Origin of the sequence: Mesorhizobium sp. M0954, assembly GCF_040319155.1 — a bacterium.
GTDB lineage: Bacteria > Pseudomonadota > Alphaproteobacteria > Rhizobiales > Rhizobiaceae > Mesorhizobium.
This window is the reverse complement of sequence record NZ_JAMYNR010000006.1, coordinates 104926-125717: the sequence shown is the minus strand read 5'-3', so window position 1 is coordinate 125717 and position 20792 is coordinate 104926. Positions and strand designations below refer to the sequence as shown.

Sequence of the window (20792 nt, the reverse complement as noted above, 5' to 3'; positions counted from 1 at the left end):
AGGGTCGGTGGCCTATCCGCCATTGGCGGCGAGCACGATCGCCGCACGCAGTTCCTCGAGACCCTCGCTCTTTTCCGACGACGTGGCGAGCACGAAGGGAAATGCCGCCGGGCGTTTCTTGATCTTCTGGAGCGTTTCCTCGATCAGCCGCGGTACCCCCGCCGCTTTGATCTTGTCGGTCTTGGTCAGCACGATCTGATACGACACCGCCGCCTTGTCGAGCAGCGACAGCACCTCGTCGTCCTTGGCCTTGATGCCATGGCGGGCATCGATCAGCACGTAGACGCGCTTCAGCGTCACCCGGCCCTTGAGATAGTCGAACACGAGCTTCGTCCACTCGTCGACCTTTTCCTTCGGCGCCGTGGCGTAGCCATAGCCCGGCATGTCGACCAGCGCCATCGGCGGCAGGTCGGCGCCCTCTCCCGAAAATCCGCCCGGCACGAAATAGTTGAGCTCTTGCGTGCGGCCCGGTGTGTTGGAGGTGCGCGCCAGCCCCTTCTGGTTGACCAGCGCGTTGATCAGCGACGATTTGCCGACATTGGAGCGGCCGGCAAAGGCGATCTCGGGCGGTCCCTCCGGCGGCAGGAATTTCATCGCCGGCACGCCGCGGATGAAGATCCAGGCTCGCGTGAACAATTCGATGCCGATCGTGGTCTTGTTCAACGCGTTCAAACCGCCGCCTCCAGAAGAAAAATGTTGCTGCCACGAATGGCATCGAGATTGCGGCTGATCTTTTCCACTGGCCAGTGCCACCACGCCAGCGCCAGCAGCCGCCGGATGGTCCTGTCATCGAAGCGCATCTTCACCACTTTGGCCGGATTGCCGGCGACGATCGCATAGGCCGGCACATCGTGCGTCACCACCGACTTTGCCGCGACGATGGCGCCGTCGCCGATCTTCACGCCCGGCAGCATAACCGCTTCCATGCCGATCCAGACGTCGTTGCCGACGATTGTGTCGCCACGCACCTCCTTCGACCATGTCGCCGGGTCGAAACCTTCCTCCCAGCCGTGACCAAAGATGTTGAACGGATAGGTCGAAAAGCCGGACATGGCGTGATTGGCGCCGTTCATGATGAAGCGCGCGCCTTCGGCAATGGCGCAGAACTTGCCGATGATCAGCCTGTCGCCGATGAACGGATAATGATGCAGCACGCATTTTTCGGCGAATTTGTCGGGTCCGTCAGGGTCGTCATAATAGGTGAAGTCGCCGATCTCGATATTCGGCGCCGTCACCAGCGGCTTCAGAAAGCCGACGCGCGTGTGCAACGGGATCGGATGCTTGATCGATGGATTGGGTCCGGTCATATCGAGCTCCGTCGGGCAACTGCCAGCCAGGTCAAAATAGCGCGATCCGTCCGGCAGTACCAATCGCTTAATCCAGGCGGGCAGCCTGTGCAAAAAGCCCCGGACGAACCGGGGCTTTCTGGTTTCGCACTATCGGAGCGCCGGCTATTCCGCCGGCGACGGTTTCTTGCGGAACAGCGCGACCAGATTGTCCCACAATTCGATCTTGGCGCCCTGCCGCTTCATGATCACGCCCTGCTGCAGGATCGACAGCGTGTTGTTCCAGGCCCAGTAGATGACGAGGCCGGCCGGAAAACCCGCCATCATGAAGGTGAAGATCACGGGCATCCACGTGAAGATCGCCGCCTGAGTCGGGTCCGGCGGCGTCGGGTTCATGCGCATCTGCAGGAACATCGTCACGCCCATGATCAGCGGCCAGACGCCGATCATCAGCATGTGCGGCAAGGTAATGGGGATCAGCCCGAACAGGTTGAAAATCGATGTCGGGTCCGGCGCCGCCAGATCCTGGATCCAGCCGAAGAACGGCGCGTGCCGCATCTCGATGGTGATGTAGAGCACCTTGTAGAGCGAGAAGAACACCGGGATCTGCAATGCCACCGGCCAGCAGCCGGCGAGCGGATTGATCTTCTCGGTCTTGTAGAGCTCCATCATCGCCTGCTGCTGCTTCATCTTGTCGTCCGTGTATTTCTCGCGGATCTCGAGCATCTTGGGCTGCACCTTCTTCATGTTCGCCATCGACGCATAGGACTTGTTGGCGAGCGGGAAGAACAGCGCCTTGACAATGACGGTGGTGGCGAGGATCGCCAGACCGAAATTGCCGAAGAATTTGTAGAGCGTGTCGATCAGCCAGAACATCGGCTTGGTGATGAAATAGAACCAGCCCCAGTCGATCAGAAGGTCGAACTGGCGGATATGACGGTCCTTTTCATAGGCGTTGATCGTCGAAACTTCCTTGGCGCCGGCGAATATCTCCGATTCCACGGTCGTCGATTGCCCGGGAGCGATCGTGACCGGATCGGACAGGAAATCGGACTGGTAGCTGTGCGGATGGGGCCCGCTCTTGAACTCGAAATAAGAGAATTTGGGCTGAAATTCGCGGCCGCTCGGCGGCACCAGGGTCACCGCCCAGTATTTATCGGTGATGCCGAGCCAGCCGTCGGTCGACTTGCCTGGCTTGAATTCTCTCTCCGATTCGACCTTGGAGTATTTGTACTCTTGCAGGCCTTCGCTGCCGGTAACACCGATCAGGCCCTCGTGCAGCACATAAGTGCTGGCGATAGCCGGCTTGTCGAAACGGGTGACGCGGCCATAGTTCGACAACGTCGCGGGTGCCGAGCCCCCATTCTGGACCGTGTCGGACACGGTGAACATATATTGGCTGTCGACAGAGAAGGTGCGCTTGAAGGTCAGGCCCTTGTCATTGGTGAAGGTCAGCGTGACCGGCGTCGCTGGCGTCAGAGTCGCATTGCCGTCGGTCTGCCAGACCGTGTCAGGGCCGGGCAGCCTGCCCACATCCGGCGTGCCGGAAAAGCCGATCTCGGCGAAATAGCCGTTCGGCAGGGACGCCGGGTTGAGCAACGCGATCTCGGGCGAAGTCTTGTCGACCGTCTCCGTGTAGTGCTTGAGCCGGAGGTCGTCGAGGCGCGCACCGATGAGGTTGATCGAGCCTTCGAGGCTCGGCGTGTCGATCTTGACGCGGCTGGTCGAGGCAATCGCCTGGTCGCGGCCGGCCGCGGTGACGGCTTCGCCGCCAGGCGCGTTCGGAATGGCGCCCGGCTGCACCGGTGTTTCGCTGGCGCCCGGGCTGGTGCCTTGGGCGGCCTTCTTCTGCTCCGCCACGCGCTGCTCTTCGATGCGGGCGGCTTCGCGCTGCATCTCGCTGCGCGGCATCACATAAAAATATTGCCAAAGCGCCAGGATCAGCACCGACAGTGCGATGGTGATGAAGAAGTTGCGGTTGTTTTCCATCGAAGCCCTTGGCCTATCGTGTTCCACGCAATCTGCGGGAGAGTTCGGCCTTCAACTGGCCGAACGGAGTGGTAAGCACGTCTTCGCGCCCGACGATGACATAATCATTGCCCGGCGCCATGTCATCCGCGGCATGCGTGCGCACGGCTTCTCTCAGCCGCCGCCGGACGCGGTTGCGAACGACGGCGTTGCCGACCTTCCTGGTGACGGTGTAGCCGACGCGCGGCGCCTCGCTGTCGCCGCGGCCCAGGACCTCGACGAGGAAAAGCCGCCCGCGGCGCTTTTCGCCGCGGCGGACAGCCAGGAATTCCGCGCGCTTCAGAAGCCGCTTGGGATGGGCACCCGTTGGCTTGCCGGTTGCGGGCAACGATCTTGTCTCTCGCTTGGTGCTCAGGCGCTGAGACGCTTGCGGCCGCGGTTGCGGCGGGCTGCGACGACGCCGCGGCCACCTTTGGTGGCCATGCGGGCGCGGAAACCGTGCCTGCGTTTGCGGACGAGTTTGGACGGCTGGTAAGTACGCTTCATTTGTTTAAATACCGCGGGGTGCGGCCCTTCTTGATTCTGTCACTTTGTAACAGGAGCTTTGCCGGGCCGGTTTTGGCGCGATCGAAACCGCGCCGGGACGAATGGCCCGAGCGTGAGCGGGCTTATAGAAAGAAGGGTTTTGGAAGTCAATCCAGCGTGTCGGACCGGCATCGAAGCCTTGCGGCCCTTTGTCCGGCTTCGACCAAGGATGAATTTGGCAAAAAAGCCGCAATCGCCTAATCTCACCCGATCAAGCGATCGTGAAGACGAGCAGTCCCTAAGACAAGCAGCCGTGATGACAGGCAGCCGTGACGACGAGCATGAGTGAAGTCCCAGCAACCGACGAAAGCATCGCCCAGGCGAAGGCCGCCACCCGCAGGGTGCCGCTGGCGCGCGGCCTGTCGACCAAGTTGCTGCTGCTCACCATCGTCTTCGTGCTGTTGGCCGAAATTCTCATCTTCGTGCCCTGGATCGCCAGCTACAGGCTGAGTTGGCTGAAGGAGAGGCTGAGCACCGCCGCCGCGGTTTCCATCGTCCTGGTGCAGGGCGAACCTGCCTCGCTGTCGCGTGCCGCCCAGAACGACGTACTGATGGCGATCGGCGCCAAGGCGATCGCCGTGCGCGACGGCGGCGTCTCGCGGCTTCTGGTCGTGGCCGAAATGCCGCCGCAGGTCGACGAGCATATCGATATCGCCAATGTCGGCATGATCAAGGGTATGACCGGCGCGCTGGACACGCTGTTTTTCGGCGGCAAGCGGATGCTGCGCGTTTTCGGGCCGGTCGGCGACAGCGACAAAGAATTCGAGCTGATCATGCCCGACCACCGCCTGCGCAATGCCATGCTGATCTATTCGCGCAACGTCGCCTTCGTCTCGCTGCTGATCTCGCTGTTCACCGCCATGCTGGTCTACGCCGCGATAGACCTGATCATGATCGGCCCGATCAGGACGATGACACGCTCGATGCTGTCCTTTTCCGAGGCGCCCGACGATCCCGGCCGCATCATTCACCCCGCCGCCCGGGCCGACGAGATCGGCGTCGCCGAACGCGAGCTGTCGCAGATGCAGGAGCGGCTGCAGAAGATGCTGACCGAGCAGAAGCACCTGGCCGATCTCGGCCTGGCCGTGTCGAAGATCAACCACGACATGCGCAACATCCTCGCCTCGGCGCAGCTCATGTCGGACCGCCTGCGCCAGGTCAAGGACCCGACCGTGCAGGCGTTCGCGCCAAAACTGCTGCGCGCGCTCGACCGTGCGGTGTCCTACTCGGAGGGCGTGCTGGCCTATGGCCGCACCCAGGAGCCGCCGCCGTCGCGCCGCAGACTGCGGCTGCGCCAGCTGGTCGAAGACGTCCAGGGCCTGCTCGACATCGAATGCGGCATCGAATTCGTCAACGCCGTCGACCCGGTGCTCGAGGTCGATGCCGATTCCGACCAGCTGTTCCGCGTGCTCACCAATCTTAGCCGCAACGCCGTGCAGGCGATGGCGGCGGACACCGAGAGCGCCGTGGTGCGCCGCCTGACCATATCGGCCGAGCGCATCGGCAGCGTCAGCCGCATCGTCGTCACCGACACCGGCCCCGGCCTGCCGCCAAAGGCGCGCGAAAACCTGTTCGCGGCATTTCGCGGCTCGGCCCGCAGCGGTGGCACCGGCCTTGGCCTGGCGATCGCCCATGAATTGATCCGCGCCCATGGCGGCACGGTGGAGCTGGTCGAATCGATCGGCGGTCGCACCACATTCGCCGTCACCATTCCCGACCAGCCGGTCCGGCTCGACCAGGCCCGCAACGGTCTGCGCCGCCCGGCGTAACGAACCGTTTCGTTACGGACCGTTTCAATTCGCAAATGGTTGGTCCGAGACTACGAGCCATCGGCTCGGCCGCCGTGCAACGGCGTGTTCCGTTACGGGCCGTTCCGATTAGCAAATGACTGATCCAAGACGACGACCTATCGGCTCGGCCGCCGCGTGACGCGATCTTGCCTTCGCCGGCCGGCGCATGACGGCAAAACATGACGGCAAAACTTTTGGCCAGGATCGGCTTGCTTTTCGCAAATTCAGTCGCTAGGGAACAGCTCACATTCGCGGCCGGTCGCCAGGATCGGATCGCGGGGCTATGCAAAGCATGGCCTGTTGCGCGCCCGTAGCTCAGCTGGATAGAGCACCAGACTACGAATCTGGGGGTCAGGAGTTCGAATCTCTTCGGGCGCGCCATTAAACTCAATGTACGGCCCGGGGACATAGGTAACAGAACCTGCCGCCACTGGCCGGAAGGTTGCCTTGAGTGAGCGCCGTCCTTGCAAAGAGCGGATGGTCCGCTGATGCGACTCAGTCGGCCTGCTTAATCTCCGGGGCCGGTTCAGTCGGCGGGCCTGGCGTGCAATCCTGGCCAGTGCATTCCTGCACGGGATCTTTCGCCGGCGGGAGACAATTTTGGCCTTCACAATGAACGGGCGGCTGCGTTGTTGCGGCTTTATTGTTCTGCGGCACAGGCCGATCCTCAGCGCGAACAGCCGGCGTTCCAAGGTCGATCATGGCCGTGCACAAGAGCGCAATCCGAAGCAAATTCATTTTCGCCTCCGCAACTGACAGCGAGACGCAGATTATACCTTCGAACTGCGGCCAACATCCTGTCACCCGCGAACGGCGTTAACAGCGCGTTTCATTGCCGGTCGGAAGGGCGTACCGATTGAGATCGAGCGTCGTCCTCTTCCTGGCAAAATAGCGCCAGAAACGGGGCTTTCGGCCAGAGGTGACTGAAGCCAACCTTCCGATTTTCCTGTACACCTGTTCGAAGGGTTTGAGGTGCCTTAGGCTTTCGCAAATTCGAGGTTCTTCAGTTCTTTCACGAGGGAACGTAGATGACGGCATTCAACAGCGTCCGCTTCCGGGTCAAGCCGGGTAGTGAAGACGAATTCGTTGAACTGTTCAGCAGCGCTCCGCGCAACTTCGAGGGATTGCGAAAAATGGCTCTCATCAAATCGGGAGACGGCGCCTTCTTCTCGATTGGAGAGTGTGACACGTTCCAGCACATGGTCGATGCCAGGCCCAAAATGCTAGGCAATCCTGATCGGTTCCGGCATACGTTGCAGCAGCTTGAGGGCGGATATACGGATGCTGTTTCCGGCGAGGCTGTCTTCGAAACGGACGGCAGCAGCGGCGGCAGGTCGGTATAGCTTCGCACTTCGAAAAGCTTATGCCGTGCGCCACTTCCCGGCTCTATCACCTAAACCGCACATTCCCCCTGGAAAGCTCTGCCACCGACCTGCATCCCATCAGCCGCATGTCGCGTTCGATCTCGGTTCGCATCAGGCCGAGCGCCCGTTCGACGCCGGCCTGTCCGGCGGCTGCCAGCGGGAAGAGATAGTAGCGCCCGACGCCGACGGCCTTGGCGCCCAACGACAGGGCTTTCAGCACATGCGTGCCGCGCTGGACGCCGCTGTCGATGATGACGTCTATCTTGTCGCCCACCGCGTCAACGATCTCCGACAGCTGGTCGAAGGGGCTGCGCGAGCCGTCCAGCTGCCTGCCGCCATGATTTGACAGAACGATACCGGTGCAGCCGATGTCGACGGCTTTTCTGGCATCGGCGACGCTCATGATCCCCTTCAGGCAGAACTGGCCGTTCCAGAAGTGGACCATGTCTTCGACGTCCTTCCAATCCAGCGATGGATCGAGGATCTCGGTGAAATAGCGGCTGATGGAAAGCGCTCCGCCACCGAGATCGATATGGCCGTCCAACTGCGGCAGGCTGAACTTTTCGTGTGTCAAATAGTCGATAGCCCATCTCGGCTTGATCGCGAACTGCATCATGCCGCCGGGCGTAAGCCGAAATGGGATGGAAAAGCCGGTCCGCAGGTCACGCTCGCGGTTTCCGCCGGTGACGCTGTCGACCGTCAGCATCATCACCTCGACGCCGGACGCCTTGGCGCGCTCCATCATGGCGCGGTTCAGGCCGCGATCCCTATGGAAATAGAACTGATAGACCTGCGGCGTCCTGTGCTTGCGGACTTCCTCCAGGCTGACCGTGCCGAGCGACGAGACGCCGAACATCGTGCCGAACTTCTCCGCCGCCGCGGCGACGGCGCGCTCGCCGCTATGGTGAAACAGTCGCTGGAGAGCCGTCGGCGAACAATAGACCGGCATCGCCAGCTTCTGGCCCATGACGGTGACCGACATGTCGACCTGTCCGACGCCGGCAAGGACGTTGGGGACGAGATCGCAGTCCTCGAACGCCGCCGTGTTGCGCCGCAGCGTCGTCTCGTCGTCCGCGCCGCCATCGATATAATTGAAGATCGGACCTGGCAGGCGCTGTTTTGCCAGCCGGCGGAAGTCCTGAAAATTGTAGCAGCTTTGCAATCTCATGAAATCAATCGGGTATATGCCGGGCCCGATGTCAAGCCTGTGCCATTGTCGATCGCCGGCGCTCTCGCCTCAGCCCGCCAGAGCGCCAACCGACTCCCGCTCCACCAGCGGGCATTCGAGCTTGGTGATGGGATAGCGGCCACGACCGGGAGCAGCGGGGACTTCGAGCTGCTCGATCGCCCATTGTCCCATCGCCATATGCGGCAGGATCGACGTCGTCAGCGGCGGGAACAGATGCCGCGCGATCTCCTCGTCGTCATAACCGATCACCGAAATATCCCGGGGGATGTGCAGGCCGGCCTCCTTTAGCGCCTCGTAGCAGCCGATCGCGGTGCGGTCGTTCTGGCAGAAGATGGCGGTCGGCCGGTCCTTCAGCGCCAAGAGCTTGACGGTCGCGGCATAGCCGGCGCTCGCCGACCAGTCGCCTTCGACGACCAGCGCCGGGTCGAAGGGGATGTCGGCCGTCGCCAGCGCCCGGCGGTAACCCTTCAGCCGGTCCTGCGCCGCTTGCATCCAGGGCTCGCCGGTAATGGTGGCGATGCGCCGGTGGCCATGGCCGATCAAGTGGCGGGTGGAGCTCTGGCCGCCGGCGATCTCGCTCGGCACCACGGCGGGGAAGGCATAGTCGGCGGTGTAGCAGTTGAGCAGGATGACCGGAATGTCGAGGCCGTAGAGATAGTCCGGCGCGACGATCTCGCGGGTGAAGATGGTCATGTAGATCAGCGCCGAAATGCCCCGCTTGGTCAGCGCCGCGATGGCGCGAGGCTCCATCACCTCGTCGCCCATGGTCTGCGCCACCAAAAGCACATTGCCGGCGTTCCATGAGGCTTGCCGCGCCCCTTCAATGGCGACGACCGCCTCCGGGCTGGTCGCCAGTTGGTCGACTGCGAAGCCGATCACGCCATCCAGCCCGCCGAATGCGGCAACAGGGGCTCGCAAGGCAGAAAACACCGGCGGCGAATATCCCAGCGTTCGTGCGGTCTCAATCACCCGCTCTCGGGTTTGCTGCGACAGCCTTATGCCCGGCGTGTTGTTGAGGACGAACGAGACCGTCGCCTGCGAACAGCCTGCGGCCCTGGCGATGTCGGTCATGGTGACGCGGCCCTTGGGGTTTTTCCCGGACGGCTTTCGCCGTCTGGTACCCTGAAGGACCGCATCCCGAAGTGGTTCGTTCACGTCGTTAGTCCCTCGAATTTCGCATTTATAAGGCAAAGCGCTACTAATAGATATAATCTACCCTCTTACGCGATTTAGTCGCCAATCCCAAGCGGCAACGATTGGAAGACCTCTCTTTTGTGGCGAGGATCCCCCGATCCACTAATACTCTTTACTAATATCTGGCATCCCTATAACGTCAATCCGTCATGCCCGGACGACATCGGACCGTGCGTGTTCGGAATGCAAGCCAGCCTGGTATCGGACGGTTCCCGTCAGCCGAAGTTCGCCTGCCGTTTCGGGAAATGTCAGACAAATCGGACTATTTACGAACGGCGAATGAGTCTCTAAAGTCGATGATCGCGGCTGGAATGGCGTCGTTCCTCGCTGCCGGAACCCTGAGGAGGAGGGCGTCCAAGCCGCGTCGGCACGTTCATCATCAGCGAAAATTACTAAGTCAAATGGGAGGTTGAATATGAAATCTGTAATACGAAATGCGTCCGTCGCCGCTGCGGCCCTGCTGCTCGGCCTGTCCGTCAGCGCAATTGCGCGGGCCGACGACAAGCCGACACTGGCCTTCGTCGTCAACGGCGCTTCCGATTTCTGGAAGGCGGCCGAAGCCGGCGTCAAGAAGGCTCAAGGCGAACTGCCCAATTACAATCTGGAGCTCAAATATCCGGAGCAGTCCTCGGTCGCCATCCAGCAGCGCCTGATGGACGATCTGGTGACGGCCGGCGTGAAGGCGATCATGGTCTCGGCCGTCGATCCCAAGACGTCGACCGACGGGCTGAACAAGATCGCCTCGGAAACGGCGTTGTTCACCACCGACAGCGACGCACCGCAGACCAAGCGTGTCGCCTATATTGGCTCGTCCAATGTCGATGCCGGCAAGCAGGCGGCAGAGATCGCCAAGAAGGCCATGCCTGACGGCGGCAAGTGCCTCGGCTTCGTCGGCCTGCTCGGCGCCGACAACGCCAAGGAGCGCATCCAGGGCATGAAGGAAGGTCTCGCCGGCACCAAGATCGAATTGGTCGACGTGCGTGGCGACGACATCGATCAGGCTCGCGCCAAGAAGAACGTCGAGGACGCGCTGGTCGCCAGCCCCGACGTCACCTGCATGGTCGGCTTCTATTCCTACAACACGCCGCGCATCTATGAAGCGCTGCGCGATGCCGGCAAGCTCGGCCAGATCACCGTCGTCGGCTTCGACGACGATCCGATCACGCTGGGCGGCGTCAAGGAAGGCACCGTCGCCGCCACCGTCGTGCAGCAGCCCTTCGAATGGGCATATCAGGGCATGAAGCTGATGGCTGCCTATCTCGAGGGCGATAAGTCGGGCATTCCCGCCGATGGCCTGATCATCATCCCGACCAAGATCATCGGCAAGGACGATGTCGACGCCTACGCCGCCAGCCTCAAGGCGATGTCTGGAAACTGAGCAAATTAGGTTGCGCCGGCTCAAGGTTCGCCTTGAGCCGGCGTTCTATTGACGGGCTTCGCGAGGCCCGTCAGTCTGAGACCAAACGGCTCACCGGCTGCTGTCAGGCGTGATGAATTATTCCGACCCATCCATCGTTGCATCCACGGCCGCTCCGTTCCTGAGCCTCGACGGTGTGCGCAAGACCTATCCCGGTGTCGTCGCGCTGGACGGATTCTCGATGGACGTAAGGCCCGGCGAGGTCATCGGCCTGGTCGGCGAAAACGGCGCCGGCAAATCGACGCTGATGAAGATCCTCGGCGGCGTGACCAGGCCGGACACCGGCACCATCACCGTCGATGGCGTCGCCCATGACGGGCTGACTGTCGAGGCGAGCATCGGCTCGGGCATCGCTTTCGTCCACCAGGAACTCAACCTGTTCGAAAACCTCGACGTGGCCGCCAATATCTTCTTTGGCCGCGAACCGCTGCGCGCCGGGCCGCTCAAGCTCGTCGACCGCGCCAGGCTGCGAGCGCAGGCGGCGCCGCTGCTCAAACGCGTGGGCGCCAATTTCTCGGCCGATACGCCGGTGTCGGCGCTGTCGCTGGCGCAGCAGCAAATGGTCGAGATCGCCAAGGCGCTGTCGATCGAGGCAAGGCTGGTTATCCTTGACGAACCGACCTCGAGCCTGCCGATCGCCGAAACCGACAAGCTGCTCGGCGTCATCAAGGCGCTCAAGGCAGACGGCATCAGTGTCATTTTCATCTCGCACCGCCTTCACGAGGTCGAGCGCGTCGCCGACCGCGTCGTCGTGCTCAGGGACGGAATGCTCGCCGGAACCTTGCCGAAGAGCGCGATCAATCACGACCAGATGGTCAAGCTGATGATCGGCCGCATGCTGAAGGAGCGCGAGAAGGCCGCGGAATCGGCGCGCCCGCCGGGCTCTGTCGCGCTGTCGGTCAAGGCCATTCGCACCGCTGCCTATCCCGACCGGCCCGTCGACCTCGATGTCAGGCATGGCGAGATCCTCGGCCTCGCCGGTCTCGTCGGCTCCGGCCGGACGGAGCTGGCGCGCGTCCTGTTCGGCATCGACAAGAGCTTTGGCGGCTCGTTCCAGCTTGACGGAAAAGATCTGGTTCTTGGTTCGGCCGCGGACGCAGTGGCCAACGGTATTTTCCTCGTCCCCGAGGATCGCAAGCTGACCGGCATCCTGCTCGACCTGTCGATTGCCCAGAACATTTCGCTGCCCAATCTGCCGGCGCATTCGCGGCGCTCGCTGGTCTCGGCCGGCGCGGAATCCGCCACCGCCGAGAAGCAGAAGACCGATCTCGGCATCAGGGCGCCCTCCGTCCAGACGCGCACCGGCACGCTGTCCGGCGGCAACCAGCAAAAGGTCGTGCTGGCCAAATGGCTGGCGATGAAGCCGAAGGTGATGATTCTTGACGAACCGACCCGCGGTATCGACATCGGCGCCAAGGCCGAGATCTACGGGCTGATGCGGGCGCTGGCCGATGCCGGCGTCGCCGTGCTGATGATCTCCAGCGACATGGAGGAGGTGATCGGCGTTTCCGACCGCATTGCCGTCATGCATGAAGGCCAGATCTCGGGCATTCTCGACAAGGACCGGTTCAGCCAGGAAAACGTGCTGCTGCTGGCGGTCGGCAAGCAGCCGAAGTAGTTCGCAGGCACTGGGAGAAGACGATGAGCAAGAAAGATCTCGGCCTGCTGATCCTGATCCTGGTGGTCGGCGCGGTGGTGGCAATCATCAACCCACGCTTCCTGCTGCCGATCAATCTCGCCAACACCTCGAACCTGATCGGGTTGTTCGGCATCCTGTCGATTGGCCAAGCCTTCGTCATCATCACCGGTGGCATCGAATTGTCGGTCGGCTCGGTGGTTGCGCTGCTCGGCGTGCTGTTCATCGACTTCATCGCCACGCGCGGCATGGCCTGGCCGGTCGCCCTGCCGCTGATCCTGGTGCTCGGCGGCATCATCGGGCTGGCGCATGGCTGGCTGATCACCCGGCTCAAATTGCAGCCTTTCGTGGTGACTTTGTGCGGCCTGTTGATCTATCGCGGCGTGGCGCGCTTCTATACCGCCGACGGCACCGCCGGCTTTGCCTTCGGACAGAACTTCCCGGAACTCGAGTTCCTGACGGCGGGGCGGTCCTGGGGCGTGCCGAACAGCTTCATCGCGCTGATCGTCATCGCCGTCGTCATGTGGGTGGTGCTGCACCGGTCGGTGTTCGGGCGCTATCTCTATGCCATCGGCAAGAACGAGGAAGCGGCGAAATATTCCGGCATCCGCACCGGCCGCATCGTCATGGCCGCCTATGTTATCTGCGGCGTGCTGACGGCGCTGTCAGCTATCTATTTCGCCATGTACACACGCTCGATCTCGCCGGCGAGCCACGGTCAGTTCTACGAGCTCTATGCCATCGCGGCCGCGGTGCTCGGCGGCTTCTCGCTGCGTGGCGGCGAAGGCTCGCTGATCGGCGTCCTGCTCGGCACCGTGCTGCTGCAGGAGCTGCAGAACCTCGTCAACCTGCTCGGCATCCCGTCCTCGCTCAACTTCGCCGTCATGGGCGGGGTGATCCTCATCGGCGTGCTGGTCGACCAGCAATGGGGCGTGTTCAGGGCGCGGCGGCGGATGCTGGAAGCCACACGCAAGGGCGTGGCGGGTGCTGCCGCCGAGTGACGCAAAAATAGCTGGATGAAATACGCCGACGGCCATAGCAGGTGGCGTGAAAGAGTCAGCCGGAGCTTCGCGACAGCAGTTCAGGTCGGTCTCTATTTGGAACGAAACCCGCATCTGAGCGTTTATTTAAGCTTTGCTACGCGGAGGCGTTCCATGCCCACGAATCCAGTTAGTACCGCCAAAGTAGGAACTCACCCCCTCCACCCGATGCTGATACCTTTTCCTGTCGCGTTTCTTGTCGGTGCGTTTGTCACCGACCTGGTTTTCTGGGGGACTGCCGATGCCTTCTGGGCACGGGCATCGATGTGGCTGATCGGGGCAGCCATAGTAATGGCCCTTCTCGCTGCGACAGCCGGATTTATCGACTTCCTCAACGAGCCGCGCATTCGCGCCTTGTCCGACGCCTGGTACCACATGCTAGGCAACTTGACCGCGGTCGTTGTGGCACTGATCAATTTCTACCTTCGCTATGCGCAAGGCGCCGAAGCCGCGGTTCGCCCATGGGGTGTGCTCTTGTCGTTCATAGTGGTCTGCATACTGCTGTTCACCGGCTGGAAGGGCTGGGAGATGGTGTATCGGCACCACGTTGCAGTTCTGGACACACCAGCGGATGCGCCAGCGAAGCCTTCGACAACCACTGCCACGGATACTCGTCACGCTGGTCGGGACCGGCACGCCGCATGAGGCCATAATCCCGAAAAGTGGATACCGGTTTCCAAAAAGATATCGGTTAGACAAGTAGCGCCCATACCGAATGCATCGGATGGGCGCTACTTTAGCTAAGGCCCGACATGTCGGAGAAGGCCATGGCCTTGCGCAGCACCTCGGCGAAGCGCTCGCCGGCGGCTTCACGAGGGCCGCTATTGTCGATCGAGGTGACACCCGGTCCGGACAGCGCGACATTGGCACTGCGCGCCAGCCGTGCCAGCACTTCGCCGCGCGATTCGCGACCGCGCAATGCCAGCCGCTCGGCCAGGATATCCGGTGTAGCCGTGATCTCGACGACAGCCAGATTGGCGTAGCGCTCCCGCAGCGCCGGGATGATCGCGCGCGAGACGTTGGCGATCGCGACACGGCCGTTTGAGACCGACCAATCGACTTCGGCCGGGATGCCATAGCGCAGGCCATGCGCCTCCCAGGAAATCGCGAAGGCGCCATCCGCTTCGGCCTCGACGAAGGCAACGTCGGCGAGCGTATCGTGATCCTCGGTGGCCGCATCGCTCGGCCGGGTGATCACCCGGCGCACGAACTCCAGCCGGCTCTCGTCGGCAAACACGGCGCGCGCATAGCCGATCACCGTGTCCTTGCCGGCACCGCTCGGCCCGACGACGGCGACGAAGACACCGTCGCGGATCGGAAATCTCGCGGCGGACAATTCACGCTCGACCGATGCCGACACCATCATGCGACCCGGCGTCCCTGCCGCCAGACCGTGCGGACGACCGGGACATGGTCGTCGACGCGCACGCGAACCAGATCGGCGCGCCGGCCGGGCTCGATGACACCGCGATCGGTGAGGCCGACCGCCTCGGCCGGGTTCTTCGAGACCATCGCCACCGCCTGTGGCAAGGAAATGCCCTCGACCACGTCGCCGAGGAAGAAGGCTGACTGGATCAGACTGAAGGGAATGTAGTCCGACGACAGGATATCGAGCAGGCCATCGCCGGCCAGCGTGCGGGCCGAGACATTGCCCGAATGCGACGCGCCGCGCATGACGTTCGGCGCGCCCATCAATACGCCGAGCCCTGCCTCTTTTGAAGCCCGCGCCGCCTCCTCGGTGGTCGGGAACTCGGCGACGCGCACACCTTGCTCGATCGCTTCGTCGACATGGCCGACGGTCGCGTCGTCATGGCTGGCGAGCACGATGCTGCGCTCATGACAAGCCGCGGCGATGAAGCTGCGGTTCGGGCTCGAATTCCTCGCCGATTCCGCCATCCGCTTTTCGCAGAATTTCTGGAAATCGCGATCGGTCAGCTTCAGCTTGCGCTGGTAGTAATAGGCGTAGGTTTCCAAATTGACGAACTGGCGCTGTCCGGGCGCATGGTCCATCAGCGACGCCAGCCTGACCCGCTCGTCGCCGTCGAAATTGGCGAAGGCCGTGAGGCAGTCCGGCGCCGAAACCTCGCAACGCAGATGGAGGAAATGGTCGGCCCTGAGCCGGTCCTGCTGTACGCTGTCCTCGATCGCGTCGGCCAGCTTGCGTATGTCGGCGGCCGTCAGGTCGGCATCCTCGTCCATGCCGACACGCAAGGCGTCGAGCACGGTGGTAATGCCGGCGGTCGCCACCTGGGCGTCATGCGCGAGCACGGCTGCGATCGGGTTCCAGCGCACTTTCGGCCGCGGCGCGTAATGGCCTTCGAGATGGTCGGTATGGAGCTCGACCAGGCCAGGGATGATGAAGTCGCCGCCCATGTCCTCGCCGCTGCGGCCAGCGCCGGGATCGATGGCGGCGATCACCCCGTCGCGCAGCACGATCGACCCTTCGACGATCTGGTCGGCCAGCACGATACGGGCATTGTCAAGAACGGTCTCGGCAGTCATTTCAGGCAGTCCTTGCAGCATTTTGCAGCCAATTGAAAATGAATTGGCGTCGCACTATCCGGTTAAAGCAAATAGCCATTTAGGCAGTTCTTCTGGCCGGGTGGCGCCCGAGCGCGTGATGCGACAGCACCATGAACGGCGCACCCGGTTCAGTTTCCACAAACAGCGTCAGCGCGTCCACCGCCACCGGCCGTTGCAGCACGTCCGTAAACAGGCTGTCGATTGCTAGGCGAAGACGAGGGCTTTCCTGTGACGACACCCGGCCGGACAGCGTCATATGGAAGCGAAACGTCTCGAAGACATAGGGATAGCCCCACTGGCAGAGATTGCGGAACTCGTCGGGCTTCAGCGAATCGGGGCTGCGCCGTTCGATCTCGGCTTCCGTCAACGGCGCGCGGAAGCGGTCGAAGTCGCGCACAACGTCGTCGGCGAAGCGGTTGAGCGCCGGCAGCGGTGCTTCCGGCACCAGCGCGAAGAAGCCGTCGATCTGGCTGACGACGAGGCGCGGGATCGTAACCAGCGGCGTCGCCTCGGCAAAATCGTCGAGTGCTGCACGAAGCGACGTTTCCGTCTCGTTGGAGGCCAGTCTGAAGGGCGCCTTCAGTGTCGCATGAAAGCCATAGCGGCGCGCCGAGGCGGTATGGAAGGCAACTTCTGCCGCCGACAACTCGCCCGCAGCCTCGACCGGCTTTGTGGCGGCACCGAATGGGTCGCGGGCGAGCCAGTCGGCAGCGATCCGTGCCAGCGGTTCGTCCTGTCGGGGGGTGAAATAGATCGCGTAGCGCATCGAAAGTCCTCGTCAGCCCCGCTGCCATAGGTGATTTCCATGACGAATTGACGAAGCTTTGCGGCGTTTTCGGTAACAAAACCACACAGCCGGGTCGTTAGCCGACGATTTTTCGCTTGGACCAGCGGTTGGGGCGAAGGGGAAGTGGTTAGGCCTTCATCAGCCATTCGTGCTCGGGCGCGTTGTGGAATTTCCACGTCCGCTTCGGTCCGGCCATGACGTTGAGATAATAGAGATCATAGCCGTGGCAGGCGGCGCAGGGGTGATAACCCTTGGGGACCAGCACGACGTCGCCGTCCTCGATCGCCATCGCCTCGTCGAGCGAACGAGCACCGTTCTGGTCGGCATCGGTGTAGACGCGCTGGAAAGCAAAGCCCTGTGGCGGGTTGAGACGGTGGTAGTAGGTCTCCTCGAGATAGGATTCAGCCGGCAGATTGTCCTGGTCGTGCTTGTGCGGCGGATAGCTCGATGTGTGGCCGCCGGGTGTGATGACCTCGACCACCAGCAAGGAATCGGCCGGCTTGCCTTCCGGCAGGATGTTGGTGACGTAGCGCGTGTTGGTGCCTTTGCCGCGAACCTCCTGGCCGAGATCGTCGGGCGCGATGACACGGACCGGCAGACCGCCGCCCAGTCCTGGCGCCGAACAGACGGCAAGTTCGAGATCGGTATCGGCGCTCACCGACCACTCCGACCCCTGCGGCACATAGAACGACCAAGGCTTGCCCTCGAACGGCGACATGCGTTCGCCGAGCAAGCCGAGATCCTTGCCGCCGGCCTTGGCCTTGCCCTTGCCGGTGACGAACACCAGGCAGACCTCACGATCCGCGGTTTGCCCGGAAGCGCTCTCGCCGGGCCTGAGCCGATGCAGATCGAAGCCGACATAGGTCCAGCCGGCGTTTTGCGGCGTCACATGAGCGATGCGGCCGTGGCCCTTATTGGCTTTGACGAGCAGCTTAGACATGGTCATTCCTTCGGTTTGGCGTCTGCCGATGGCTCGTCCTCGTCAGCCGGCTTGTAGAGGTAGAAAAACTGCCAGACGGCATAGCCGGCGAAGCCGAGCGCGATCACGCCCCAGAACGGCGTGCCGGTGGCGAATTCGATTACCGACCAGGCCAGGCAGACCGCGACAACGGCGACGCGCCGCCACAGCGGCCGGAAAAACGGGTGCTCGGAGTCTTTCATCGGATCAACACCTTTCCTCGCGAACTCTCAAGCATTGGGAAAGCCCTGTGTCTCCACCGTATAGCCGGCCGCCGTCATAGCCCGCATCAATTCCTTGTAGCCGACCTGCGCCATCTTGAGCGGCGGGTTCTTCTTCGGATCCTGCTCGGCCTCGACCACGAACCAGCCCTCATAGCCATGGTCGGCGAGCCTCTGGACGATCGCGCCAAAATCCAGCGAGCCATCTCCCGGCACGGTGAAGGCGCCAAGTGCCACCGCGTCGAGGAAGGATTGCGTGTTGCGATCCAGCTTTTGGATCACCTCCATGCGTACGTCTTTCACATGCACGTGGTTGATGCGCCGGTGGTGGTTATCAATAGCGCGCAGCACATCGCCGCCGGCAAAGGCCAGGTGACCCGCGTCGAGCAGCAATGGAATGGCTTCTCCCGAATAGCGCATGAAGGCATCTAGCTCAGGCTCGGTCTCAACTACTGCCGCCATATGATGATGGTAGGAGAGCGGCATGCCTTGCTCTGCACACCATTCGCCGAACTGCGTGAGCCGCCGGGCGTAGGCTTTCATTTCCTCGTCCGAAAGCCTGGGCTTGCTGGCGAGCGGCTTCGAGCGGTCGCCCTGGATGGAGCGGCCGACTTCACCATAGACGATGCATGGTGCGTTCACCGCCTTGAACAGGTCGATCATCGGCTGGATACGATCCTTGTTCTTCGCCATGTCTTCGTCGACCAGCGTCCCCGAGAACCAGCCGCCGCAAAGCGTCACGTCGGCCTCTTTCAGGATCGGCAGCATGATCTCCGGATCGTTGGGAAAGCGGCGGCCCATTTCCATGCCGGTAAAGCCAGCCGAACGCGACTGGCGCAGGCACTCCTCCAGCGACACATCATCGCTGAGTTCCGCAAGATCGTCGTTCCACCATGCAATGGGGGACATGCCCAGTTTGGCTTTCAAGTCGTCACTCCAGTTTCTGACATTCGAGGCGGCGTTGGCGGGCGCGTTAAAACCGCCGCCCGCTCAGCGCTTCCTCATATTTCTTGCGCGCCGCATTCACTTGCGGCCGTGCCGAGACTTCCGGCACTGCGACATCCCACCAGCTTCCACCAGCCTCGGTCGAAACCAGCGGGTCGGTGTCGATGACCAGCACCGTCGTTCGCGTGTTCTTCTTCGCTTGCACCAACGCCGTTTCCAGCCCGGCGATCGATGGCACTTTTTCGGCAATCGCACCCATGCTCGCAGCATGCGCGGCGAAGTCGATCTCGGGCAAGGCTTCGTGACGGGCGTCCTTCAGCAGATTGTTGAAGTTGGCGCCGCCGGTCGCCATCTGCAACCGGTTGATACAGCCATAGCCGCGGTTGTCGAGCAGCACGATGGTCAGCTTGAGGCCGAGCATCACCGAGGTCGCGATCTCGGAATTGAGCATCAGGTAAGAGCCGTCGCCGATCATGACCACGACCTCTTCGTCCGGCTTGGCCATCTTGACGCCAAGCCCGCCGGCGATTTCATAGCCCATTGTCGAGAAGCCGTATTCTGCGTGGTAGGAGCCGGGCGCGCCCGCCTGCCATAGCTTGTGCAATTCGCCGGGCAAGCCGCCGGCCGCATGAAGCAGTACCACGCCGGAGCCCATGGCGCGCTGTACTGCGCCGATCACTTGCGCGTCGGACGGATAGGCGGCATTGGTCGACGCCGTCACCTTGTCGGCATCCGCTTGCCAGTCCTTCTTGCCCGTGATCGCATTGTCGGTCCAGCCTGAAGGGGCTTTCCAGCCTTTCAGCGCCGCAGCGAGTTCGGCGAGCCCTTCCGCCGCATCGGCGACCAGCGGCAGCGCCTGGTGCTTTCCGGCGTCAAAAGGCTGCACGTTGAGCCCGATGATGGTCCTGCCGGCATGCTTGAACAATGCCCAGGAGCCGGTGGTGAAATCCTGCAGTCTGGTGCCGACGGCAAGCACGACGTCGGCCTCTTCGGCCAGCCTGTTGGCCGCCGAAGTGCCGGTAACGCCGACCGCGCCCATGTTCAACGGATGATCGTCCGGGAGCGAGGATTTGCCGCCTTGCGTCTCACAAACTGGAATGCCGGCGCCTTGCACCAGTTTTGCCAGCTCCTCGGACGCCTGCGAATAGAGTACGCCGCCGCCGGCGATGATCAGCGGCTTTTTCGCCGCTTTGAGTACCGCGACTGCGGCCGCCAGTTCGTTGCGGTCCGGGCGCTGCCGTCGCGGCGTCCAGAGTCGCTCGGCAAAGAAACTCTCGGGGTAGTCATAGGCCTCGGCCTGCACGTCCTGGCACAGCGCCAGCGTCACCGGGCCGCATTCGGCGGGATCGGTCAGCACCTGCATGGCGCGGTTGAGCGCCGGCATGATCTGCTCCGGCCGCGTGATGCGGTCGAAATAGCGCGACACCGGGCGGAGGCAGTCATTGACCGTCGCCGTGCCATCGGAAAAATCCTCGGCCTGCTGCAGGACGGGATCGGGAATGCGATTGGCGAAGACGTCGCCAGGCAGAAACAGGACAGGCAACCTGTTTACATGCGCAAGTGCCGCAGCGGTCACCATGTTGAGCGCGCCGGGGCCGATCGAACTGGTCGCGGCCATGAAGCGGCGGCGGAAATTGGCCTTGGCGTAGGCGATCGCCGCATGCGCCATTGCCTGCTCGTTATGGGCACGGAAGGTCGGCAGTTCGTCGCGAACCTGGTAGAGCGCCTCGCCGACGCCGGCGACATTGCCGTGGCCGAAGATCGCCCAGACGCCGCCGAAGATCGGCACTTTCTTGCCGTGCATCTCGGTCATCTGTCGGGCAAGAAAGCGGGTCAGCGCCTGCGCCATCGTCAGGCGGATTGTCTTGGTCATGTCGGTTCCTCCGCAG

Annotated in this window: 20 protein-coding genes and 1 tRNA gene; 7 read left to right on the top strand and 14 right to left on the bottom strand. The window is 62.6% G+C overall.

Annotation, left to right across the window (positions count from 1 at the left end; genetic code table 11):
• Window positions 1-12: 12 nt before the first annotated feature.
• From yihA to rpmH, 5 genes are all read right to left on the bottom strand, one after another.
• On the bottom strand, window positions 13-672 hold the full coding sequence (gene yihA, locus NKH93_RS10375) for a ribosome biogenesis GTP-binding protein YihA/YsxC (RefSeq protein WP_031193748.1): 660 nt from the start codon (window positions 670-672) through the stop codon (window positions 13-15).
• Window positions 669-1307, bottom strand: coding sequence for a CatB-related O-acetyltransferase (locus tag NKH93_RS10370; protein ID WP_023677492.1), 639 nt, complete (start codon window positions 1305-1307; stop codon window positions 669-671). The genes yihA and NKH93_RS10370 overlap by 4 nt, the downstream gene beginning before the upstream one ends.
• A 144-nt stretch (window positions 1308-1451) precedes the next feature.
• Window positions 1452-3275: a membrane protein insertase YidC gene (yidC, locus tag NKH93_RS10365; RefSeq protein ID WP_352970158.1), complete on the bottom strand. Its 1824-nt coding sequence runs from the start codon at window positions 3273-3275 to the stop codon at window positions 1452-1454.
• A gap of 13 nt (window positions 3276-3288) precedes the next feature.
• Window positions 3289-3642 carry a ribonuclease P protein component gene (gene rnpA, locus NKH93_RS10360; RefSeq protein WP_352769640.1) on the bottom strand — a complete coding sequence of 118 codons (354 nt, stop codon included), beginning with the start codon at window positions 3640-3642 and terminating at the stop codon, window positions 3289-3291.
• A 23-nt stretch (window positions 3643-3665) separates the two neighbouring features.
• A complete protein-coding gene (gene rpmH, locus NKH93_RS10355) occupies window positions 3666-3800 on the bottom strand; it encodes a 50S ribosomal protein L34 (protein ID WP_008833937.1) in 135 nt (44 codons plus the stop codon).
• A gap of 320 nt (window positions 3801-4120) precedes the next feature.
• On the opposite strand from rpmH, the gene NKH93_RS10350 reads away from it, so the two are divergent.
• From NKH93_RS10350 to NKH93_RS10340, 3 genes are all read left to right on the top strand, one after another.
• Window positions 4121-5608, top strand: coding sequence for an ATP-binding protein (locus NKH93_RS10350; RefSeq protein ID WP_023677495.1), 1488 nt, complete (start codon window positions 4121-4123; stop codon window positions 5606-5608).
• A gap of 325 nt (window positions 5609-5933) precedes the next feature.
• Window positions 5934-6010, top strand: a tRNA-Arg gene (locus tag NKH93_RS10345).
• Window positions 6011-6657: 647 nt separating this feature from the next.
• Window positions 6658-6972 carry a DUF718 domain-containing protein gene (locus NKH93_RS10340; protein ID WP_352472340.1) on the top strand — a complete coding sequence of 105 codons (315 nt, stop codon included), beginning with the start codon at window positions 6658-6660 and terminating at the stop codon, window positions 6970-6972.
• A gap of 46 nt (window positions 6973-7018) precedes the next feature.
• Here the strand turns inward: NKH93_RS10340 and NKH93_RS10335 are convergent, their stop codons facing one another.
• A complete protein-coding gene (locus NKH93_RS10335) occupies window positions 7019-8161 on the bottom strand; it encodes an alpha-hydroxy acid oxidase (RefSeq protein ID WP_352472339.1) in 1143 nt (380 codons plus the stop codon).
• A 69-nt stretch (window positions 8162-8230) separates the two neighbouring features.
• On the bottom strand, window positions 8231-9253 hold the full coding sequence (locus NKH93_RS10330) for a LacI family DNA-binding transcriptional regulator (protein ID WP_352970335.1): 1023 nt from the start codon (window positions 9251-9253) through the stop codon (window positions 8231-8233).
• Between the two features lie 538 nt (window positions 9254-9791).
• On the opposite strand from NKH93_RS10330, the gene NKH93_RS10325 reads away from it, so the two are divergent.
• The 4 genes from NKH93_RS10325 to NKH93_RS10310 all read left to right on the top strand — a co-directional run bounded on the left by NKH93_RS10325 (window position 9792) and on the right by NKH93_RS10310 (window position 14114).
• Window positions 9792-10754 (top strand): sugar-binding protein, encoded by a 963-nt coding sequence (locus NKH93_RS10325; protein WP_352472338.1) that lies wholly within the window; start codon window positions 9792-9794, stop codon window positions 10752-10754.
• Between the two features lie 112 nt (window positions 10755-10866).
• Window positions 10867-12411, top strand: a complete 1545-nt coding sequence (locus NKH93_RS10320) for a sugar ABC transporter ATP-binding protein (protein ID WP_352614992.1) — start codon at window positions 10867-10869, stop codon at window positions 12409-12411.
• A gap of 23 nt (window positions 12412-12434) precedes the next feature.
• Window positions 12435-13430 (top strand): ABC transporter permease, encoded by a 996-nt coding sequence (locus NKH93_RS10315; RefSeq protein WP_023677502.1) that lies wholly within the window; start codon window positions 12435-12437, stop codon window positions 13428-13430.
• Window positions 13431-13583: 153 nt separating this feature from the next.
• Window positions 13584-14114 (top strand): DUF2231 domain-containing protein, encoded by a 531-nt coding sequence (locus tag NKH93_RS10310; RefSeq protein ID WP_352453004.1) that lies wholly within the window; start codon window positions 13584-13586, stop codon window positions 14112-14114.
• A 91-nt stretch (window positions 14115-14205) separates the two neighbouring features.
• On the opposite strand, the gene phnN is transcribed toward NKH93_RS10310, so the two are convergent.
• From phnN to iolD, 7 genes are all read right to left on the bottom strand, one after another.
• Window positions 14206-14835: a phosphonate metabolism protein/1,5-bisphosphokinase (PRPP-forming) PhnN gene (gene phnN / locus NKH93_RS10305; protein ID WP_352970155.1), complete on the bottom strand. Its 630-nt coding sequence runs from the start codon at window positions 14833-14835 to the stop codon at window positions 14206-14208.
• Complete coding sequence (locus NKH93_RS10300; protein ID WP_352472334.1) at window positions 14832-15971, bottom strand: alpha-D-ribose 1-methylphosphonate 5-triphosphate diphosphatase; 1140 nt, start codon at window positions 15969-15971, stop codon at window positions 14832-14834. The genes phnN and NKH93_RS10300 overlap by 4 nt, the downstream gene beginning before the upstream one ends.
• Window positions 15972-16050: 79 nt before the next feature.
• Window positions 16051-16758 (bottom strand): DUF1045 domain-containing protein, encoded by a 708-nt coding sequence (locus NKH93_RS10295; RefSeq protein ID WP_352614987.1) that lies wholly within the window; start codon window positions 16756-16758, stop codon window positions 16051-16053.
• Between the two features lie 148 nt (window positions 16759-16906).
• Window positions 16907-17719, bottom strand: a complete 813-nt coding sequence (iolB, locus tag NKH93_RS10290; RefSeq protein WP_352970152.1) for a 5-deoxy-glucuronate isomerase — start codon at window positions 17717-17719, stop codon at window positions 16907-16909.
• A gap of 2 nt (window positions 17720-17721) precedes the next feature.
• On the bottom strand, window positions 17722-17940 hold the full coding sequence (locus NKH93_RS10285; RefSeq protein ID WP_352970150.1) for a DUF3329 domain-containing protein: 219 nt from the start codon (window positions 17938-17940) through the stop codon (window positions 17722-17724).
• A 27-nt stretch (window positions 17941-17967) separates the two neighbouring features.
• Window positions 17968-18885 (bottom strand): myo-inosose-2 dehydratase, encoded by a 918-nt coding sequence (gene iolE, locus NKH93_RS10280; protein WP_352970147.1) that lies wholly within the window; start codon window positions 18883-18885, stop codon window positions 17968-17970.
• Window positions 18886-18931: 46 nt separating this feature from the next.
• Window positions 18932-20776 (bottom strand): 3D-(3,5/4)-trihydroxycyclohexane-1,2-dione acylhydrolase (decyclizing), encoded by a 1845-nt coding sequence (iolD, locus tag NKH93_RS10275; RefSeq protein ID WP_352970145.1) that lies wholly within the window; start codon window positions 20774-20776, stop codon window positions 18932-18934.
• Window positions 20777-20792: the final 16 nt, after the last annotated feature.